Source organism: Marinobacter sp. KMM 10035, assembly GCF_046537445.1.
GTDB classification, from domain to species: domain Bacteria; phylum Pseudomonadota; class Gammaproteobacteria; order Pseudomonadales; family Oleiphilaceae; genus Marinobacter; species Marinobacter sediminicola.
Genome location: NZ_JBBVMG010000001.1, coordinates 2,033,004 through 2,048,247 on the forward strand (window position 1 = coordinate 2,033,004; position 15,244 = coordinate 2,048,247).

At 53.5% G+C, this 15,244-nt stretch carries 13 protein-coding genes and 2 tRNA genes; 7 read left to right on the forward strand and 8 right to left on the reverse strand.

The features are described from left to right. Positions 1–128: 128 nt before the first annotated feature. From gltX to AADB16_RS09100, 3 genes are all read left to right on the forward strand, one after another. The gene (gene gltX / locus AADB16_RS09090) at positions 129–1,610 is read left to right on the forward strand and encodes a glutamate--tRNA ligase (RefSeq protein WP_410802788.1); all 1,482 of its coding nucleotides are present in this window, start codon (positions 129–131) and stop codon (positions 1,608–1,610) included. Between the two features lie 113 nt (positions 1,611–1,723). Then, positions 1,724–1,799, forward strand: a tRNA-Ala gene (locus tag AADB16_RS09095). A gap of 8 nt (positions 1,800–1,807) precedes the next feature. Next, a tRNA-Glu gene (locus AADB16_RS09100) sits at positions 1,808–1,883 on the forward strand. Positions 1,884–2,131: 248 nt separating this feature from the next. Here AADB16_RS09100 and AADB16_RS09105 read toward each other — a convergent pair. Next, the gene (locus AADB16_RS09105; RefSeq protein WP_309043129.1) at positions 2,132–2,980 is read right to left on the reverse strand and encodes a 6-carboxytetrahydropterin synthase; all 849 of its coding nucleotides are present in this window, start codon (positions 2,978–2,980) and stop codon (positions 2,132–2,134) included. Positions 2,981–3,162: 182 nt separating this feature from the next. Between AADB16_RS09105 and AADB16_RS09110 the strand changes: the two genes are divergently transcribed. Next, positions 3,163–3,768: an NTP transferase domain-containing protein gene (locus AADB16_RS09110; protein ID WP_410802790.1), complete on the forward strand. Its 606-nt coding sequence runs from the start codon at positions 3,163–3,165 to the stop codon at positions 3,766–3,768. Here AADB16_RS09110 and AADB16_RS09115 read toward each other — a convergent pair. The 3 genes from AADB16_RS09115 to AADB16_RS09125 all read right to left on the reverse strand — a co-directional run bounded on the left by AADB16_RS09115 (position 3,728) and on the right by AADB16_RS09125 (position 6,787). Next, the gene (locus AADB16_RS09115) at positions 3,728–4,819 is read right to left on the reverse strand and encodes a response regulator (RefSeq protein ID WP_410802792.1); all 1,092 of its coding nucleotides are present in this window, start codon (positions 4,817–4,819) and stop codon (positions 3,728–3,730) included. The genes AADB16_RS09110 and AADB16_RS09115 overlap by 41 nt on opposite strands. Positions 4,820–4,880: 61 nt before the next feature. Then, positions 4,881–6,212: a PEGA domain-containing protein gene (locus tag AADB16_RS09120; protein ID WP_410802794.1), complete on the reverse strand. Its 1,332-nt coding sequence runs from the start codon at positions 6,210–6,212 to the stop codon at positions 4,881–4,883. A 113-nt stretch (positions 6,213–6,325) separates the two neighbouring features. Continuing rightward, a complete protein-coding gene (locus tag AADB16_RS09125) occupies positions 6,326–6,787 on the reverse strand; it encodes a hypothetical protein (protein WP_410802796.1) in 462 nt (153 codons plus the stop codon). Between the two features lie 102 nt (positions 6,788–6,889). Here AADB16_RS09125 and AADB16_RS09130 point away from each other — a divergent pair, with 102 nt between their 5' ends. After that, entirely contained in the window at positions 6,890–9,814 is a 2,925-nt protein-coding gene (locus AADB16_RS09130) for an insulinase family protein (RefSeq protein ID WP_410802798.1), read from the forward strand. Positions 9,815–9,869: 55 nt separating this feature from the next. Here the strand turns inward: AADB16_RS09130 and AADB16_RS09135 are convergent, their stop codons facing one another. Beyond that, positions 9,870–10,685: a pyruvate, water dikinase regulatory protein gene (locus AADB16_RS09135; protein ID WP_298447871.1), complete on the reverse strand. Its 816-nt coding sequence runs from the start codon at positions 10,683–10,685 to the stop codon at positions 9,870–9,872. A gap of 224 nt (positions 10,686–10,909) precedes the next feature. On the opposite strand from AADB16_RS09135, the gene ppsA reads away from it, so the two are divergent. Both ppsA and rraA read left to right on the forward strand, forming a co-directional pair. Beyond that, on the forward strand, positions 10,910–13,282 hold the full coding sequence (gene ppsA / locus AADB16_RS09140; protein ID WP_298447869.1) for a phosphoenolpyruvate synthase: 2,373 nt from the start codon (positions 10,910–10,912) through the stop codon (positions 13,280–13,282). Positions 13,283–13,324: 42 nt separating this feature from the next. Next, entirely contained in the window at positions 13,325–13,804 is a 480-nt protein-coding gene (rraA, locus tag AADB16_RS09145; RefSeq protein ID WP_309043137.1) for a ribonuclease E activity regulator RraA, read from the forward strand. 16 nt (positions 13,805–13,820) lie between these two features. Here the strand turns inward: rraA and AADB16_RS09150 are convergent, their stop codons facing one another. From AADB16_RS09150 to AADB16_RS09160, 3 genes are all read right to left on the reverse strand, one after another. Then, on the reverse strand, positions 13,821–14,111 hold the full coding sequence (locus AADB16_RS09150) for a PilZ domain-containing protein (RefSeq protein WP_309043138.1): 291 nt from the start codon (positions 14,109–14,111) through the stop codon (positions 13,821–13,823). A 5-nt stretch (positions 14,112–14,116) separates the two neighbouring features. Next, positions 14,117–14,788 carry a TIGR04211 family SH3 domain-containing protein gene (locus AADB16_RS09155; protein ID WP_410802800.1) on the reverse strand — a complete coding sequence of 224 codons (672 nt, stop codon included), beginning with the start codon at positions 14,786–14,788 and terminating at the stop codon, positions 14,117–14,119. A 125-nt stretch (positions 14,789–14,913) separates the two neighbouring features. Next, positions 14,914–15,213, reverse strand: coding sequence for a YciI family protein (locus AADB16_RS09160; RefSeq protein ID WP_309043478.1), 300 nt, complete (start codon positions 15,211–15,213; stop codon positions 14,914–14,916). Positions 15,214–15,244: the final 31 nt, after the last annotated feature.

Below are 15,244 nucleotides of genomic sequence, written 5' to 3' on the forward strand. Positions count from 1 at the left end.
GTCATCGCAAAATCTTGTTGTGTCTCGAGACGCCAGCCCAATGATACGATTTGCACTCATGCGAAATAATGCCCGGGCCGGTATAATGCCTGGCTAATCAAACGGCCACCGATTTTCAGGAAGGTTCCATGACTGTACGTACCCGAATTGCCCCATCACCCACCGGTGACCCACACGTTGGTACCGCCTACGTGGCCCTGTTTAACCTTTGTTTTGCCCGACAGCACGGTGGCAAGTTTATCCTGCGCATTGAAGATACCGACCAGGCTCGCAGTACGGCGGAATCCGAGCAGGATATTCTCAAGGCTCTGCGCTGGCTCGGCCTCAACTGGGATGAAGGTCCCGATGTGGGCGGGCCCCACGGTCCTTATCGTCAGTCAGAGCGCAAGCACTCCTATGCTCAGTACGCTGAAGACTTGGTAACGGCGGGTCATGCGTTCTATTGCTTCCGCACGCCTGAAGAGCTGGATGCCATTCGCGAAGATCGCAAGGCGCAAGGTTTGAACCCGGGCATCAAGGGAAACCTTGAAGTATCCCAGGAAGAGATCAAGCGCCGTTTGGATGCGGGTGAATCCTATGTTATTCGTATGAAAGTGCCCGATGAAGGTGTTTGCGAAATTGATGACATGCTCCGGGGCACTATTGAGATCGACTGGGCGCAGGTGGATTGCCAAATCCTGCTGAAGTCCGATGGTATGCCGACGTACCATTTGGCCAACGTGGTTGATGACCACTTAATGGAAATTACCCACGTATTGCGTGGCGAAGAGTGGATTAACTCTGCGCCCAAGCACAAGCTGCTGTACGAGTATTTTGGTTGGGATATGCCTGTGCTTTGCCATCTGCCGCTGCTGCGTAACCCGGATAAGAGCAAGCTCTCAAAACGCAAAAACCCCACCAGTATCAACTTTTACGAGCGCATGGGCTTTTTGCCGGAAGCCGTAACCAACTACCTTGGCCGAATGGGCTGGTCCATGCCGGATGAGCGTGAAAAGTTCACTCTGGATGAGATGATCGGTAATTTCGACATTCAGCGGGTATCCCTCGGCGGGCCGGTTTTTGATGTTGAGAAGTTGCGCTGGCTTAACGGCCAGTGGCTGCGCGATGAGCTAACAGAAGACCAGTTTGTCGAGCGCATGAGCCAGTGGTGGTTCAACAAGGATTCACTCAAGGCAATGGTGCCTCATATCCAGGGCAGGGCAGAGGTGTTCTCCGATGTGGCGCCCATGGCTCAGTTTATGTTCTCCGGCATGCTGGATTTAAAGCCTGAAAACTTTACCCACAACAAGCTGGAAGAATCGCAAATCAAACGGGTGTTGCAGTTCACTCTGTGGAAGTTGGAAGCTCAGCGTCATTGGAGCAAGGACACCATTTTTGCCGATATCAAATTCCTGGCGAAAGCCATGGATCTGAAAATGGGCGATTTCATGTTTTCTGTGTTTGTGGCCATTGCCGGTACCCCGAACTCCTGGTCTGTTATGGATTCCATGGATATGTTGGGCCCGGATATGACTCGCGCCCGTTTGCGCCACGCTCTGGAAGTGCTCGGTGGTTTCTCCAAGAAAGAAACCAAGAAAGTAGAGAAAGAGTACGCGGCTTTGGGCGCTTAATGACCAGTTTGGCCAAGAAATGAACGCGATGGACAGGGAAGTTCAGAAAAGTTGAAAAAAGTGGGGCGAAAGGTTGACGACCATGGGGTGGATCCTTAATATACGCATCCGTTGGGGCCATAGCTCAGCTGGGAGAGCGCAACACTGGCAGTGTTGAGGTCGACGGTTCGATCCCGTCTGGCTCCACCAATTTTCTAGTCCCCTTCGTCTAGTGGCCTAGGACTCCGCCCTTTCACGGCGGCAACAGGGGTTCGAACCCCCTAGGGGACGCCAATACGGCTTGACGGTTTAGTCCACCGGATAGCCATCAAAAAAACCGCCTTCGGGCGGTTTTTTTGTGCCTGAATGAAAAGTGGAGTTTAGCTATGTGCCGCGAACCGTGAGCAGGGTGCCGCCTCCCAAAACACGCCGTGAACCCATCCATGGGGGCTTGGTGTTGCCATCCCTGGCAACACACAGTTTTGGGAGGCGGCACCCTGCTCACTTGGCTATGGAGTGGCCTGCTTTCGATGCGGCCGATTTTAGCGGGAAGCTATGGCGCCTTTGCCAACGCCTTCGTAGGCTTTTACGAGAATCGTGTCAGATGGGAATTTGGCTTTCAGCGCGTCTGCAATGTGAGCGGCAATGAATTCCACAGTCGTATCTGTGTTCATCATATAAACCCGCGCCTCGGGCAGGGTCAGGGCAAACTCACCCTGGTTGGACTCATATTCGAAGGTTATGTAAGCCACGCCATCTTCTACATGGCGGCGTACGACATCTTCCTCAGAGCCCACATAAATATCCTGCCATAACTTGGCCCAAGAGCGTTCCAGTTCCCCGTCACGCTTGCCGTTGCGGTCTATCCGAATAGGTGAGCGGTGGCCGTGGGCGATGCGCTGGCAGTTGCCCAGATGCTTTTTCAGGCCGTGTACGTAGTGATAGTAAGCCCCTTCAAGCACTTCTTCCCGCAGGTTGATCTGCACTGAAGTGACATTCGAAGGAAGAACGGCCAGCAATTCCCGCTCGAGCAAGGCGGCGACAGCCGATGGAATAACCCGGTCTGCAGACAGCCATACAACGGCTTCGTCGGGGGACCGATGGACGATGTGACTGCCATCGGTAAGCGCCCAGGTGAAGGTGTCAGGCGTGTCTTGGTTCCAGGAGAGGCCTTCGTAACCCCGGGGTATTACCAGCCGATGATCTACGCGTTCATCGATGATGCGCTTGATGGTGCGCTTCACGTTGCTGAAATCGAATACCATGCCCTGGTCATCAAGCTCACCTCCCAGCACAACGTCGGCAATCCAGCTTTCCCCTACTAACCCACGGGCGGGGTCCAGGTAAGCAAAATCAATAACGGTGAGGTTGTCTACAAACAGATGGTTCATTAAATTTCCGGGCGGGTATAGTTGATTGATGGAGGGATTCTAGCAAAAATCCCTTAGTGAGTGTCTTGTCGAGTTATTGCACTAAAACGTACCTCGTCACTCTTTTTCATGTTCATTGCCTTATCAGGAGCGACATCATAACTGCCTCTCGCCATGACTTCGATCAGGATTTTCCGGCACTTGTGCTCGCAGCTGGGGCTTCCAGCCGGCTTGGGCGGCCTAAAGCCCTGTTAAACGTGGGAGGCATGGAAGGGCCCAGCGATACGTTACTGAGTAACGCTATAAGGCAGGCCAGGGTGCTTAGCCGCGATGTGCGTGTTGTATGTGGCGCCTGGTATCCATTGATTCGTTTTCGCTGTCGCCAGCAGCCTTCCCGTTGGGTCCCTGTGGCGTGCTGGCACGAGGGTATGGCAGCTTCATTAGTGGCGGGTATCCAAAGCCTGGGGCCTCGGGCAAAGGGCGTGTTTGTGTTGGTTGTGGATCAGCCACTGCTGGATATAGGAGCCCTTCAGGCGTTGGGTGAAGCCGCGAGATGTTTTCCCACGGTGCCAGCGGCAGCGGATTATGGCCGGCGCCCGGGCGTACCGGCTTATCTGCCGCGATGGCTTTGGCCTGACGTGTTGGCACTGGAGGGTGATCGAGGTGCTGGTCGCTTATTGGCGGAAGCCTATGCAGCGCGTCTGAATATTCCGGGTGTCCATGACGACATAGACACGCCGGAAGATTGGGTGAGGGCTCGGGAGGAACTTAACCGAAGAGCCCTGCAAGCCACGCAATTCCGAGACTGAACACCCCAAGGCTAACCGCTAGCCCGACGGTGTAGATTCTGGACGATGCGGAACGCTGCTGCGCTACAAACAAGTCGATCGTGCGCTGGGCGATGTCTTCCGCAGTTTCGCGGGAGATTTCGTGGGCTTGCTGGATGGCTTCAGATTGCAGCGTCTGCCAGAACTCCGTATCAATGGTCTGTACGCTGGTAATGTGATCCTTCAGTTCAGCCATGTGGTTGGCGGTAAAGCCTGAGTTGCGTGAGAGATCCTTTTTAAGATCCGCAAGCTCCCGACCCAGACTGAGATTTACCTCAGCGGCGACATCATCGCGCAGGTGTCGTGTTCGCTCCTCTAGCATTGCACTCATGGCGCCCAAGCGTTCTTCAATAATGCTTTCCTGCTTTCCGCGGGATTCATCCAGTGCGCGCTTGAGATTTTCAAACTGCTCATCAAACAGCGAGCTGAGCAATTCATGCAGATTGTTATTAACCTGGCCATGGGCCGCTGAGCGGGCGATCTGCTCAATCAGATCGCTTGTGAGTGGCACGGTGTTGGATGCTTTCTTGCCGTTGAGGGCAGCCTCAAGATCAGAGGGCTCCGCTGACATTTCCAGCGAGTCGCTTTCGGCCGTGCCAACAGCCAGATCGTCAAGCCCTGATTCCGATAGAGGAGAAAGGGGCAGGGTTCCGCTTTTTACGTCGCTGGCGAGTTGCTCAAGCACCAGGCCAAGACCTTCGGGCTGAGTTGGCTTGGTCAGGATGTTGTATACCCCGAAGTTTTTCGCCTCTTTGGTAAAAGATGACGACTTCTGAGACGTACACATAATGATTGGTATGCTCGCGGTATTCGGATTGCTCTTGATGGCCTTGGTGGCTTCCACGCCATTCATGCCGGGCATCAGATGATCCATGAAAATGACGTCCGGATGTTCATTGCTGTCCAGAAAATCCAGAGCTTCTTCAGCTGAACCTGCCATGTTGACATGCATGTCGCGGCTTTCCAGCAGTTTGCTCAGGGCAAACCTGGCTACCTTGGAGTCATCCACCAGAAGAGCGTTCTTGATCGCCATCTTACTACCTCAAGCTGTTACTTCATTCGCGTTGGTTATCGGGCTGGTTTTACTGTTAGAGCTACCAGCCTTCGAGTTTCGGGCACTGTGTGGCCCTGTAGCTTTTGTCCCGATAACACACGCCGGGCTCTGTTGTTCGGGCAGTGAAAATCTCACCTGCCGCCGTGGTCAGGCGAACCTGACCATAGGGTTCACCGTGGCGGAATGTAGCCTCGATGGAGCTGCCATTCGGGTTGCGCAGCAAACCATTTCCGTGGAACTTGCCTTCAATATACTCACCTTCGTATTTCTTGCCATTGGCAAAAACTTCCGAGCCGCGACCATGGAAAGTACCATTTGAAAAGTCGCCTTCGTAATGACGGCCATCGGGGTAGGTGAGAGTGCCGCGCCCATGAAAGTCGCTGTTGAGGAACCCGCCGACGTACAGCATCCCGTCGGCTGTTGTCAGGGAACCGTGGCCGTTGAGCCGCCCCTGTGACCACTCTCCGGTCAGGATATCACCGTTGGCAAGAGTGAGGGTGCCCTGGCCCTGGAACGAATCGGCGGCAAACTGCCCGGTATAACGTGAGCCATCTGCGTCGCGCCATACGCCTTCGCCCGCACGCTTGCCCGTGACCCAGTCACCTTCATAGCGGGTTCCATCCGGGTACCAGGCTGTGCCAGAACCGTGGAAAGCGCCATCTACAAATTGACCTTCGTATTTAAGGCCATCTTTGTCTTCATAGGTTCCGTCGCCGGTCTTTATGCCGCCTCGCCAATTCCCGTTCTGGTAATTGACGGTAGTGTAGGCTTCCAGTTTGCCTACGAGGGTCAGCTCGTTGCCAGCATCGAGGGCAACGCTTTGCTGCCAAGGGCGGAATCCGTCTTTACTGATGGTGATATCGTATTTGCCTGGGGCCAGTTCAAGATCCAGCCGGGTTGCGCCGTAATCCTTGCCGTTGATTTCAACCCGGTCGCCAGCCACGTTAGAGCGCAGTGTAAGGGCGCCGGTAGTCGGGGCTGGTGGCTGCTCTGGCTCAGCTTTGGCGGTATAGGTGGCTATTGCTGCTGGAGGTTCGGCCGAGGCAAGCATGACCGCCTCATCCGGAAGATCTGGAATATTGAATTGCTCTGTGCTCCCTGGCTGTTCCACAGGCGCGGCTTTCACTTCCACGGTCGCTTCAGCAACAGTTTCAGGTGCAGGTGCAGGTGCAGTTTCAGGTGCTTCAGCAACGGTTTGTGGGCTTTGCGTTTCCACCGGTTTGCTGGCGGGCTTAATTGGCGCTTCATCTTGCAACGATTGCAGAGGGGCAGCGGCGACCGGCAGTTCACTTAGAACAGAAGCAAAGCCGGCTGTTACTAGAAGCATAAGAGCCAGTGCATTCAAAAACAAAAGTGGTCTGAAATCGACCATGGCGGAACCTCTTAATCCTGCATTCTACAGATTCGTGAGCAACTTCATCTTACCCAGCGAAAGCGGCGTTATGTAACAGAAAGTGTCTGAACTTGGCGAGAATGCTGGCCAAATCACACTTTAGACGGAAGCTGGTCATGGTTGAGCTGCTCCCACGCACTCATGTAGACATCGGCTTCATATTCGTAAGGCGACTTGAACGGTGTCAGCACAAAATCAAACATGAGGAAGAAGAAGCCAACCGATGCCCAGGCGATGGTCAGGGTGCTGAGCGTTGTAGCTTGTACTTCCGGGTTGCCGCTCACAAAGTCCTGGAGCAGGGGGATCAAATCCGACGCCATTACAACCGGGTTGAAGCTGGACAGCACCAGCGGAATCCAGAACGCCATGAATATCGGAAAGAAGCCAAACGACCAAAGCACGCGGCGCGCCAGGTAGATGGCCACCTCTCGCCAGAAGCGCTGTCGCACCTCAGGGGATTTGCGGATGCGTTCAAGGTATCGACGGCGTTCTGCCCAGTAAGCGGCAACTTCTGGAGCCTGGGCTGTTTTTTTGGGGCCTGACAATGTGCTCATGATCCTGGCAGCTACCTTATAGCTAGGGTGACGGATACAGGATAACCGATACTACGTGTTACCCTGTCATTCTCCAATTGTTTAAAGACAGGAATAGTTTGAATGGCTGCAGTGATCGATAACGCAATCCACCCGGCTTTTGAGAAGCTTCGCAGTCACCGGATTGACACGCTTAATCTTGATGTTGAAGAGTATCGTCATATTAAAACCGGTGCCCGTCATCTCCACCTAGCGGCGGATAACGATGAAAACGTGTTTTTTGTGGCGCTAAGAACCTTTCCCATGGATTCTACCGGCGTTGCCCATATTCTTGAACATACGGCACTGTGCGGCAGCGAGCGTTACCCGGTACGCGATCCATTTTTCATGATGATTCGACGTTCCCTGAATACGTTCATGAATGCGTTCACCAGCAGCGACTGGACGGCTTACCCCTTCGCGAGCATGAACCGTAAAGATTTCGATAATCTCCTGTCGGTTTATTTGGATTCAGTGTTCTTCTCCAAGCTGGATCCGCTGGATTTTGCCCAGGAAGGGCATCGACTGGAGTTTGAAAAGCCCGATGACCCAAGCACTGACCTGGTGTACAAGGGCGTTGTTTATAACGAGATGAAAGGCGCCATGAGTTCGGCAACCTCTCAGCTCTGGCAGAACCTGAGCAGCCACCTGTTCCCGACAACGACCTATCATTACAACAGCGGCGGCGAGCCGGATCATATTGTTGATCTGAGCTATGACGATCTTATTCGCTTTTATAAGCACCACTACCACCCAAGTAACGCCATTTTTGCCACTTACGGCAACATTCCGGCCCATGAGCACCACGAACGCTTCGAAGAGCTGGCTCTCAAACGATTCGACAAGCTGGATATCGAACTGCCAGTGCGTGATGAAAAGCGTATGTATGCCCCGGTTCGTGTAGAGCAGGGCTACGGCGTTGCCGAGGGCGAAGATACCGCCGGTAAAACCCATATTGTGATGGGCTGGCTGTTGGGCCACAGTTTTGACCTGCAGGAAAACCTTGAAGGGCAGTTGTTGTCTTCGGTGCTGCTGGAAAATAGCGCATCGCCCTTGATGCGTGCGTTGGAAACCACGGATATCGGCCATGCACCTTCGCCTATGTGCGGGCTCGAAGACTCCAACAGGGAAATGACCTTTGTTTGCGGTATAGAGGGCAGCGAGCCAGAGAAACTGAAAGATCTGGAAGCCTTGATCGAGACCACGCTTCAGAAAGTGGTTGAGGAAGGCGTTAGTAAAGAGCGACTGGAAGCGATTCTTCACCAGCTGGAATTGCATCAACGCGAAATTGCGGGAGACAGCTTTCCTTATGGTCTTCAGTTGATCATGAGTGCGATCGCGCCCATGGTTCACGGTGGCGATCCGGTTGAATTGCTTGATCTGGAGCCTGTTTTGGCTACATTGCGTGAGAAAATTCGCGATCCTCAATATATCCCCGATCTGATTCGTCGCAAGTTGATGAATAACCCGCATCGGATAACGCTCACTCTGCGACCAGACGACAAGTTGGATGGCCGTCGTCAGCAGGCTATTCGTGAAGCCCTGGCGAAACGCAAGGCAGAGCTTACCAGCGAAGAGGTCACGCAGATTGTTGAGCGGGCTAAAGCGTTGGAAGAGCGGCAGATGCGTAAGGATGATGACTCCATTCTGCCGAAAGTCGATCTAACGGATGTGCCCCTGCAAATGCCTGAGCCGGAGGCACGTTTCGACGGGGACATTTCAGCAACGGTTTATGCACGGGGAACCAATGGGCTGATTTATCAGCAGGTTGTGCTGCCACTGCCAGACCTGACTGACGATGAGCTCCTGCTCCTGCCGTATTACGGTGCTCTGATTTCCGAAGTTGGCTGCGGTGATCTGGATTATTTGCAGATGCAGGATCGGATTTCGGCGGAATCCGGTGGTATTGGGGCGTCGTTCAGCGCCAAAGGCCGCATTGATGATGTTCAGAGCCTTTCTGGCTACGTGATATTCAGTGGTAAGGCGCTTGCCCGAAACCGAACAGCGCTGACGACACTGCTCCGTGATGTCTACACCAGTGCGCGGTTTGATGAAAAAGACCGTATTCGGGAGATTATTGCCCAAATCCGCGCCCGTCGGGAGCAGTCGGTCACCGGCAGTGGCCACGCATTGGCCATGGGGGCCGCATCCCAGGGTATGGGGCCTGGCGCCTGGCTGAGTTTCCGTCTTGGAGGGTTGGCAGGTATTCGTGGCACCAAAGAGCTGGATCAGTCCCTGAAAGACCCGGCAGCACTTGATGCTTTTTGTAAGCAGTTGGCAAGTCTGCACGACCGAATTCGCCAGCAGGCTCGTGAATTCCTGCTCATTGGTGAGGATGAGCATCTTCCTGCATTGATTGATGACCTCAAATCCTGCTGGCAAGGCGATGAAGGCACAGCTTCATCCAGCTGGACCATGGAGCCTGTGAACTTCGTAACCCGCGAAGCCTGGCTGACCTCCACTCAGGTCAACTTTTGCGCACGCGCCTACAGCACTGTTCCGATTGATCATCCGGATGCGGCGGCACTCACGGTGCTGGGCGGCTTCTTGCGCAACGGGTATCTGCACCGGGCTATCCGGGAGAAGGGTGGTGCTTATGGTGGTGGCGCATCTCAGGACAGTGTGAATGGCACTTTCCGCTTTTTCTCATACCGGGATCCGCGCCTGACCGAAACCCTTGAAGACTTCGATAAGGCCTTGATATGGCTTCAGGAGACCGAGCATGAGTATCAGGAGCTCGAGGAATCCATTCTTGGAGTGATTGGCCAGCTAGACCGCCCACGGTCTCCGGCGGGTGCGGCGCGACATGCGTTCCACAACAAGCTGTTTGGGCGCAGTGCTGAGCAGCGTGCGCGTTTCCGTGAGCGGGTGCTGTCAGTGACGCTTGATGATCTCAAGCGGGTTGCGACAACCTGGCTGCAGGCTGAAAAGGCCAGCACTGCAGTTGTTACTGGGTCTGAAAATCGCGCCCTGGTTGAAGGCCTGGGCCTGGCTGTTCAGGAGCTGTAAGTTGCAGGGCAGGCGGGCCGGTAACGGCCTGCCTGCTAATTCAACAGGCTAGATTTCAGCGGTTTCTCTTAAGCCCCGTGGTAACCATAATTCGGGTCGAAATTTCTTCCACGGAGTAAGCGGTCGTATTCAGGAATGGAATGCGCTCCCTCCGGTACATAAGCTCAATCTCTTCAATTTCATGCATGCATTGCTGAATCGAGGCGTAGCGTGAATTCGGCCTCCGCTCATTACGAATGGTGGCCAGTCTTTCTGGTTCAATTGTCAGTCCAAAAATCTTTTCCTTGTGCGGCCGCAGAGCATTGGGCATCTGTTGGTCTGACAGGTCGTCTTCGGTGATCGGGTAGTTGGCGGCTTTTACGCCATACTGAAGTGCCAGGTACAGGCAGGTTGGGGTTTTTCCGCTACGGGACGCACCAACCAGAATCAGGTCTGCTTCATCGTAATGTCGTGTACGTGCACCATCATCGTTATCCAGAGCAAAGTTCACCGCGGCGATACGTCGCTCATAAACCCCTTCATTATTGATAGAGTGGGATTTGCCGACAGAGTAGGACGACGAAGATTGGAGTTCAGCCTCGAGCGGCTTAAGGAAAGTCCCGAATATATCTATCATGAAGCCCTGCGCATCAGAGATAACCTCTCGAATGGAGCTATCGAGGATCGTATCAAAGACCAGTGGGCGGGCACCGTCGGTTTCCGCTGCACTGTTAATGCGCTTGACCATGTCCCGGGCTTTCTCAACATCGTCTATGTAAGGTACGGTAACCCGTTCAAAATCTATTTTATCGAATTGGGCCAGAAGGCTGTGCCCAAGAGCCTCGGCGGTAATGCCGGTGCCGTCTGAAATGAAGAAGGCTGTGCGTTTCATGATGTTTTTCCGGGTCCGTGTCAGGAGAAATGTCGGGGCGCATTTGTCAGGGGCTCCCAGCAAAGTACAGTGTACTTTCTCAGGGGCTCCCTAGGTAAATTCCGAAGGTTACAGTATCATACACGGCAAGTTAGAGACTCCGCAGTGGTTGTTGTCCGCTTTTTACGCTTGCCGCCGCTGGCACGGTTTTATTCTTCAGTACACAGATTCGAGGGAGACGCGCTTTGGAAGATTACATAATCTGGTTTGATCACCTGGGAATGTCCGATGTTGACCGGGTAGGCGGAAAAAACGCCTCCCTCGGTGAAATGATCAGTAATCTCGCCAATGCAGGTGTAACCGTTCCTGGCGGTTTTGCTACCACTTCCCATGCCTATCGTGAGTTTCTCGCTAAGGATGGTTTGAAGGACAAAATTGATAACCTCCTTGATACGCTTGATGTAAATGATGTGAACGAACTTGCCCGCGTAGGGGCAAAAATCCGCCAGTGGATAATTGATACGCCGTTTCCGGATGCGTTGGAAGAGTCTCTCAAGGAAGCTTACGTACAAATGCAGGACGGTAATGAGAGTATGGCGGTAGCCGTGCGCTCGTCTGCAACCGCTGAAGATCTGCCGGACGCCTCGTTTGCTGGCCAGCAGGAAACCTTCCTGAACGTGGTTGGCCTGGAGCAGGTTCGTACCTCGGTCAAGGAGGTGTTTGCGTCACTGTTTAACGATCGTGCTATTTCCTACCGCGTCCACCACGGCTTTGATCACAAGCTTGTAGCCTTGTCTGCCGGCATTCAGAAGATGGTACGCAGTGAAACTGCAGCCAGTGGCGTAATGTTTACGCTGGATACAGAGTCTGGCTTCCGTGATGTGGTGTTCATCACTGGTTCTTATGGCCTTGGTGAAACGGTAGTGCAGGGTGCGGTAAACCCGGACGAGTTCTACGTTCACAAGCCCACACTGGCAGCAGGCAGGCCCGCTGTTCTGCGCCGTAACCTGGGTAGTAAAGCCATCAAAATGGTTTACCACTCAGAGCCGGACACGGGCCAGCTTGTAGAGACCATTAAGGTAGATCCGGAAGAGCGAGGTCGGTTCTGCATTACGGATGCAGAAGTTGAAGAGCTGGCCAAGCAGGCCATGATCATCGAGAAACATTATCAGAGGCCCATGGATATCGAATGGGCCAAAGATGGCGACGACGGAAAAATCTACATCGTGCAGGCTCGGCCGGAGACGGTTAAAAGCCGGGCGTCTGCAAACGTGATGGAGCGTTACCTGCTCAATGAAACCGGTACGGTGCTGGTGGAAGGCCGTAGCATTGGTCACAAAATCGGTGCAGGCCCTGTCAAAATTATTACCAGCATCAAGGAAATGGATCTGGTGCAGGATGGCGATGTGCTGGTAACGGATATGACAGATCCGGACTGGGAGCCTGTTATGAAACGGGCTTCTGCCATTATTACAGATCGCGGTGGCCGTACTTGTCACGCAGCCATTATTGCCAGGGAGATGGGTATCCCAGCGGTAGTAGGCTGTGGGGATGCCACCGAAGTACTGACGAACGGGCAGGAAGTAACAGTTTCGTGCGCTGAAGGCGACACGGGGCTGATTTACGAAGGTGCACTGGACTTTGAGCTGCGTGAAAATACCGTAGATTCCATGCCCAATATACCGTTCAAGATCATGATGAACGTGGGCAACCCGGATCGTGCCTTTGATTTCCAGTCACTGCCCAATGAAGGCGTTGGCCTTGCACGCCTCGAGTTTATTATTAACCGTATGATTGGTGTGCATCCCAAAGCGCTTCTTAATTTTGACAGTCTGCCCCGGGATATAAAGCAGACTGTAGAAAAGCGTATTTCCGGTTATAGCTCACCCGTTGATTTTTATGTAGATAAGCTGGTGGAAGGAATCTCTACCCTGGCCGCTGCTTTCTCACCCAAGAAGGTCATCGTGCGCTTGTCTGATTTTAAATCCAATGAGTACGCCAATTTGATTGGTGGCACTTTGTACGAGCCAGACGAAGAAAATCCGATGCTGGGTTTCCGTGGGGCATCTCGCTATATCTCTGAAACTTTCCGTGATTGTTTCGAACTGGAGTGCCGCGCGCTCAAGAGAGTGCGCAATGAAATGGGGCTGACCAACGTAGAGATTATGGTGCCCTTCGTGCGCACCGTGGGTGAAGCAGAGCAAGTGGTCAAGTTGCTGGCTGAAAACGGTCTTAAGCGCGGCGAGAATGGCCTGCGGGTGATCATGATGTGTGAGCTGCCGGGCAACGCATTGCTGGCGGAAAGGTTCCTTGAGCACTTTGATGGTTTCTCTATCGGCTCCAACGACTTGACCCAGCTTACGCTTGGGTTGGATCGTGACTCGGGTATTATCGCGCACCTGTTCGACGAGCGGGATGAGGCCGTGAAGATTCTTTTGTCCAGTGCCATCCAGGCCTGCAAAAAGGCAGGTAAGTACATTGGCATCTGTGGTCAGGGGCCATCTGATCACCCGGATCTTGCAAAATGGCTGATGGATCAGGGTATTGATACCGTATCTCTTAACCCGGATTCGGTGCTGGATACCTGGTTCTTCCTCGCAGACGAAAAAATCGACTGACTGTTTCTTGCACTTACTTTGGCAATTAAGGAGAGCAATAAGGTGACAACGATTATTACTCCGGATTTGTGTGATGAGTTTCCGGAAGTTGAGGTGGCAGCACCCGGCTTCAATAACTATGGCGGAATCAAGGCCTTCGGTGGCGAAATCGTCACTGTAAAGTGCTTTGAAGACAACTCTGTGGTTAAGGAGCAGGTTGGCCTGCCTGGTAAGGGGCGTGTGATGGTGGTAGATGGTGGCGGCTCGATGCGTCACGCGTTGCTGGGCGATATGCTGGCTGAGAAGGCCGCCAGTAATGGCTGGGCAGGCTTAATCATTTACGGCTGTGTGCGGGATGTTGATGAGATCGGGAAAACGGATCTGGGGGTGCAGGCGCTGGCTACCTATCCCCGGAAAAGTGAAAAGCGCGGTCTTGGCGACTTGGATGTGCCAGTAACGTTCCACGGCGTGACCTTCCGTCCAGGCCACTACGTGTATGCTGACAACAACGGCATCATCGTGTCAGAGAAATCCCTGGTATAGCGCCAGGGGAGTGCGCCTAGCGGGTGACTTCGCTGATGTTGGCCCCCAGCAGAAAGCCGTCACCCTCAGGTTCGCAACGGATAACCTCGCATATTGTTTCCAGTGGAGGGAACTGATCGTTGCTCGGGTGTAGCACCGTGCTCAGTTCCTCTCCGACGGCTACGGGGTCTCGGACAAGCAATTGCATGCCCGTAGCACTGAGATCTCTGCAAATTCCAGCAAACGTTCTTCCTTTGCTATCAGTGATCTCTATTTCTGACTCAACCTGCATGCGATGAAAATCGCGCTTCTCCGAATAGTCCTTCATATAATTCACGCCCAGTTATCAGTTTTTCTTGTGGGTTTGAGCATCGGTATAAGCAGAGCCAGAAGAACACCTCCAAGTACAAGGCCGGCACCAACCAGCATGAAATCAGATTCCTTGCCGGCTTCCAGCCGCTCGTTCTCAGCGGTTAGTACTTCCAGGTCGTTGCGCAGCTTCTGATTCTCCTCCAATAGTTCGCGATTTCGGCGAACCAGATTGATTGAATCTGAAGCTATGCTTTTGATACGTCTGAGTTCCTGTTGCAATTCCTCTGTCTGGGTCGAGAGCGTCGATTCTGCTGAACTCAATGTGTCCCGCTCACTGGACACGTCCTTCAGTTGCCCTTTCAGCGAGGCCAGCTCTGTTTGCGCCTGCTCGAGCTGACGGCTGACGGTTTTCAGTCTGTCCGCTGCGATGGGCCTTTCACTCAGGTATTGGGTAGAAACCCAGCCGTCATTGCCTTTTGGCGTACGTACTCGAGTATAGCCGGAATCAGAAACGTCGAGAACTTCCAAAGCCGTGCCGCTGGGTACGGCGTTTTCAATGATGCGGAACTGGGTGCCGGCGCCCGAACGAACAGGTAGGTAGAGCTGATCATCAACCCAGACGGTTTTCGCCTGAGCCATGGCTATGGATGACAATACAAATAAAGCACTGATGGCAAGGCGAAAAAGCGTCACTGGCAAGGTTCCCACAATGTTCGGTTTAAAAACTCGTTAATATTAAAGCCGCAATTTTGTCACAGATATGCGGTGGTTCAAGCGAGCTGTCATTACAATAAGCTCATGGAATTCTATTGGTAGCGTCAGGGTAGAACTACTTTAAATGGTTTAACCGTTACTCTGCTGTAAACGCCTGCGTCCATATAAGGATCGTTGGCCGCCCAAGCCTCAGCTGCAGCCAGGGAGTCAAACTCCGCTATCACGAGGCTGCCTGAGAAGCCGGCTTCGCCGGGATCTGGGGTGTCTATAGCCGGGTGAGGCCCGGCAACGAGAAGTCGGCCTTCTTTCTTCAACTGTTGCAGACGTTCAATATGAGCAGGCCTTGCGCTCTTGCGCAGGGCAAGGCTGTTATCAACATCTTCACTGATAATGGCGTAATACATGGGGTCTCCGATTCCTTGAGGGCCTGCAAAG

Bases quoted from the DNA above. Each gene is read 5' to 3' on its own strand.
- gltX (WP_410802788.1), top strand. From the start codon at position 129: ATGACTGTACGTACCCGAATTGCCCCATCACCCACCGGTGACCCACAC.
- AADB16_RS09105 (WP_309043129.1), bottom strand. From the start codon at position 2,980: ATGAACCATCTGTTTGTAGACAACCTCACCGTTATTGATTTTGCTTAC.
- AADB16_RS09115 (WP_410802792.1), bottom strand. From the start codon at position 4,819: ATGGCGATCAAGAACGCTCTTCTGGTGGATGACTCCAAGGTAGCCAGG.
- AADB16_RS09120 (WP_410802794.1), bottom strand. From the start codon at position 6,212: ATGGTCGATTTCAGACCACTTTTGTTTTTGAATGCACTGGCTCTTATG.
- AADB16_RS09125 (WP_410802796.1), bottom strand. From the start codon at position 6,787: ATGAGCACATTGTCAGGCCCCAAAAAAACAGCCCAGGCTCCAGAAGTT.
- AADB16_RS09130 (WP_410802798.1), top strand. From the start codon at position 6,890: ATGGCTGCAGTGATCGATAACGCAATCCACCCGGCTTTTGAGAAGCTT.
- AADB16_RS09135 (WP_298447871.1), bottom strand. From the start codon at position 10,685: ATGAAACGCACAGCCTTCTTCATTTCAGACGGCACCGGCATTACCGCC.
- AADB16_RS09150 (WP_309043138.1), bottom strand. From the start codon at position 14,111: ATGAAGGACTATTCGGAGAAGCGCGATTTTCATCGCATGCAGGTTGAG.
- AADB16_RS09160 (WP_309043478.1), bottom strand. From the start codon at position 15,213: ATGTATTACGCCATTATCAGTGAAGATGTTGATAACAGCCTTGCCCTG.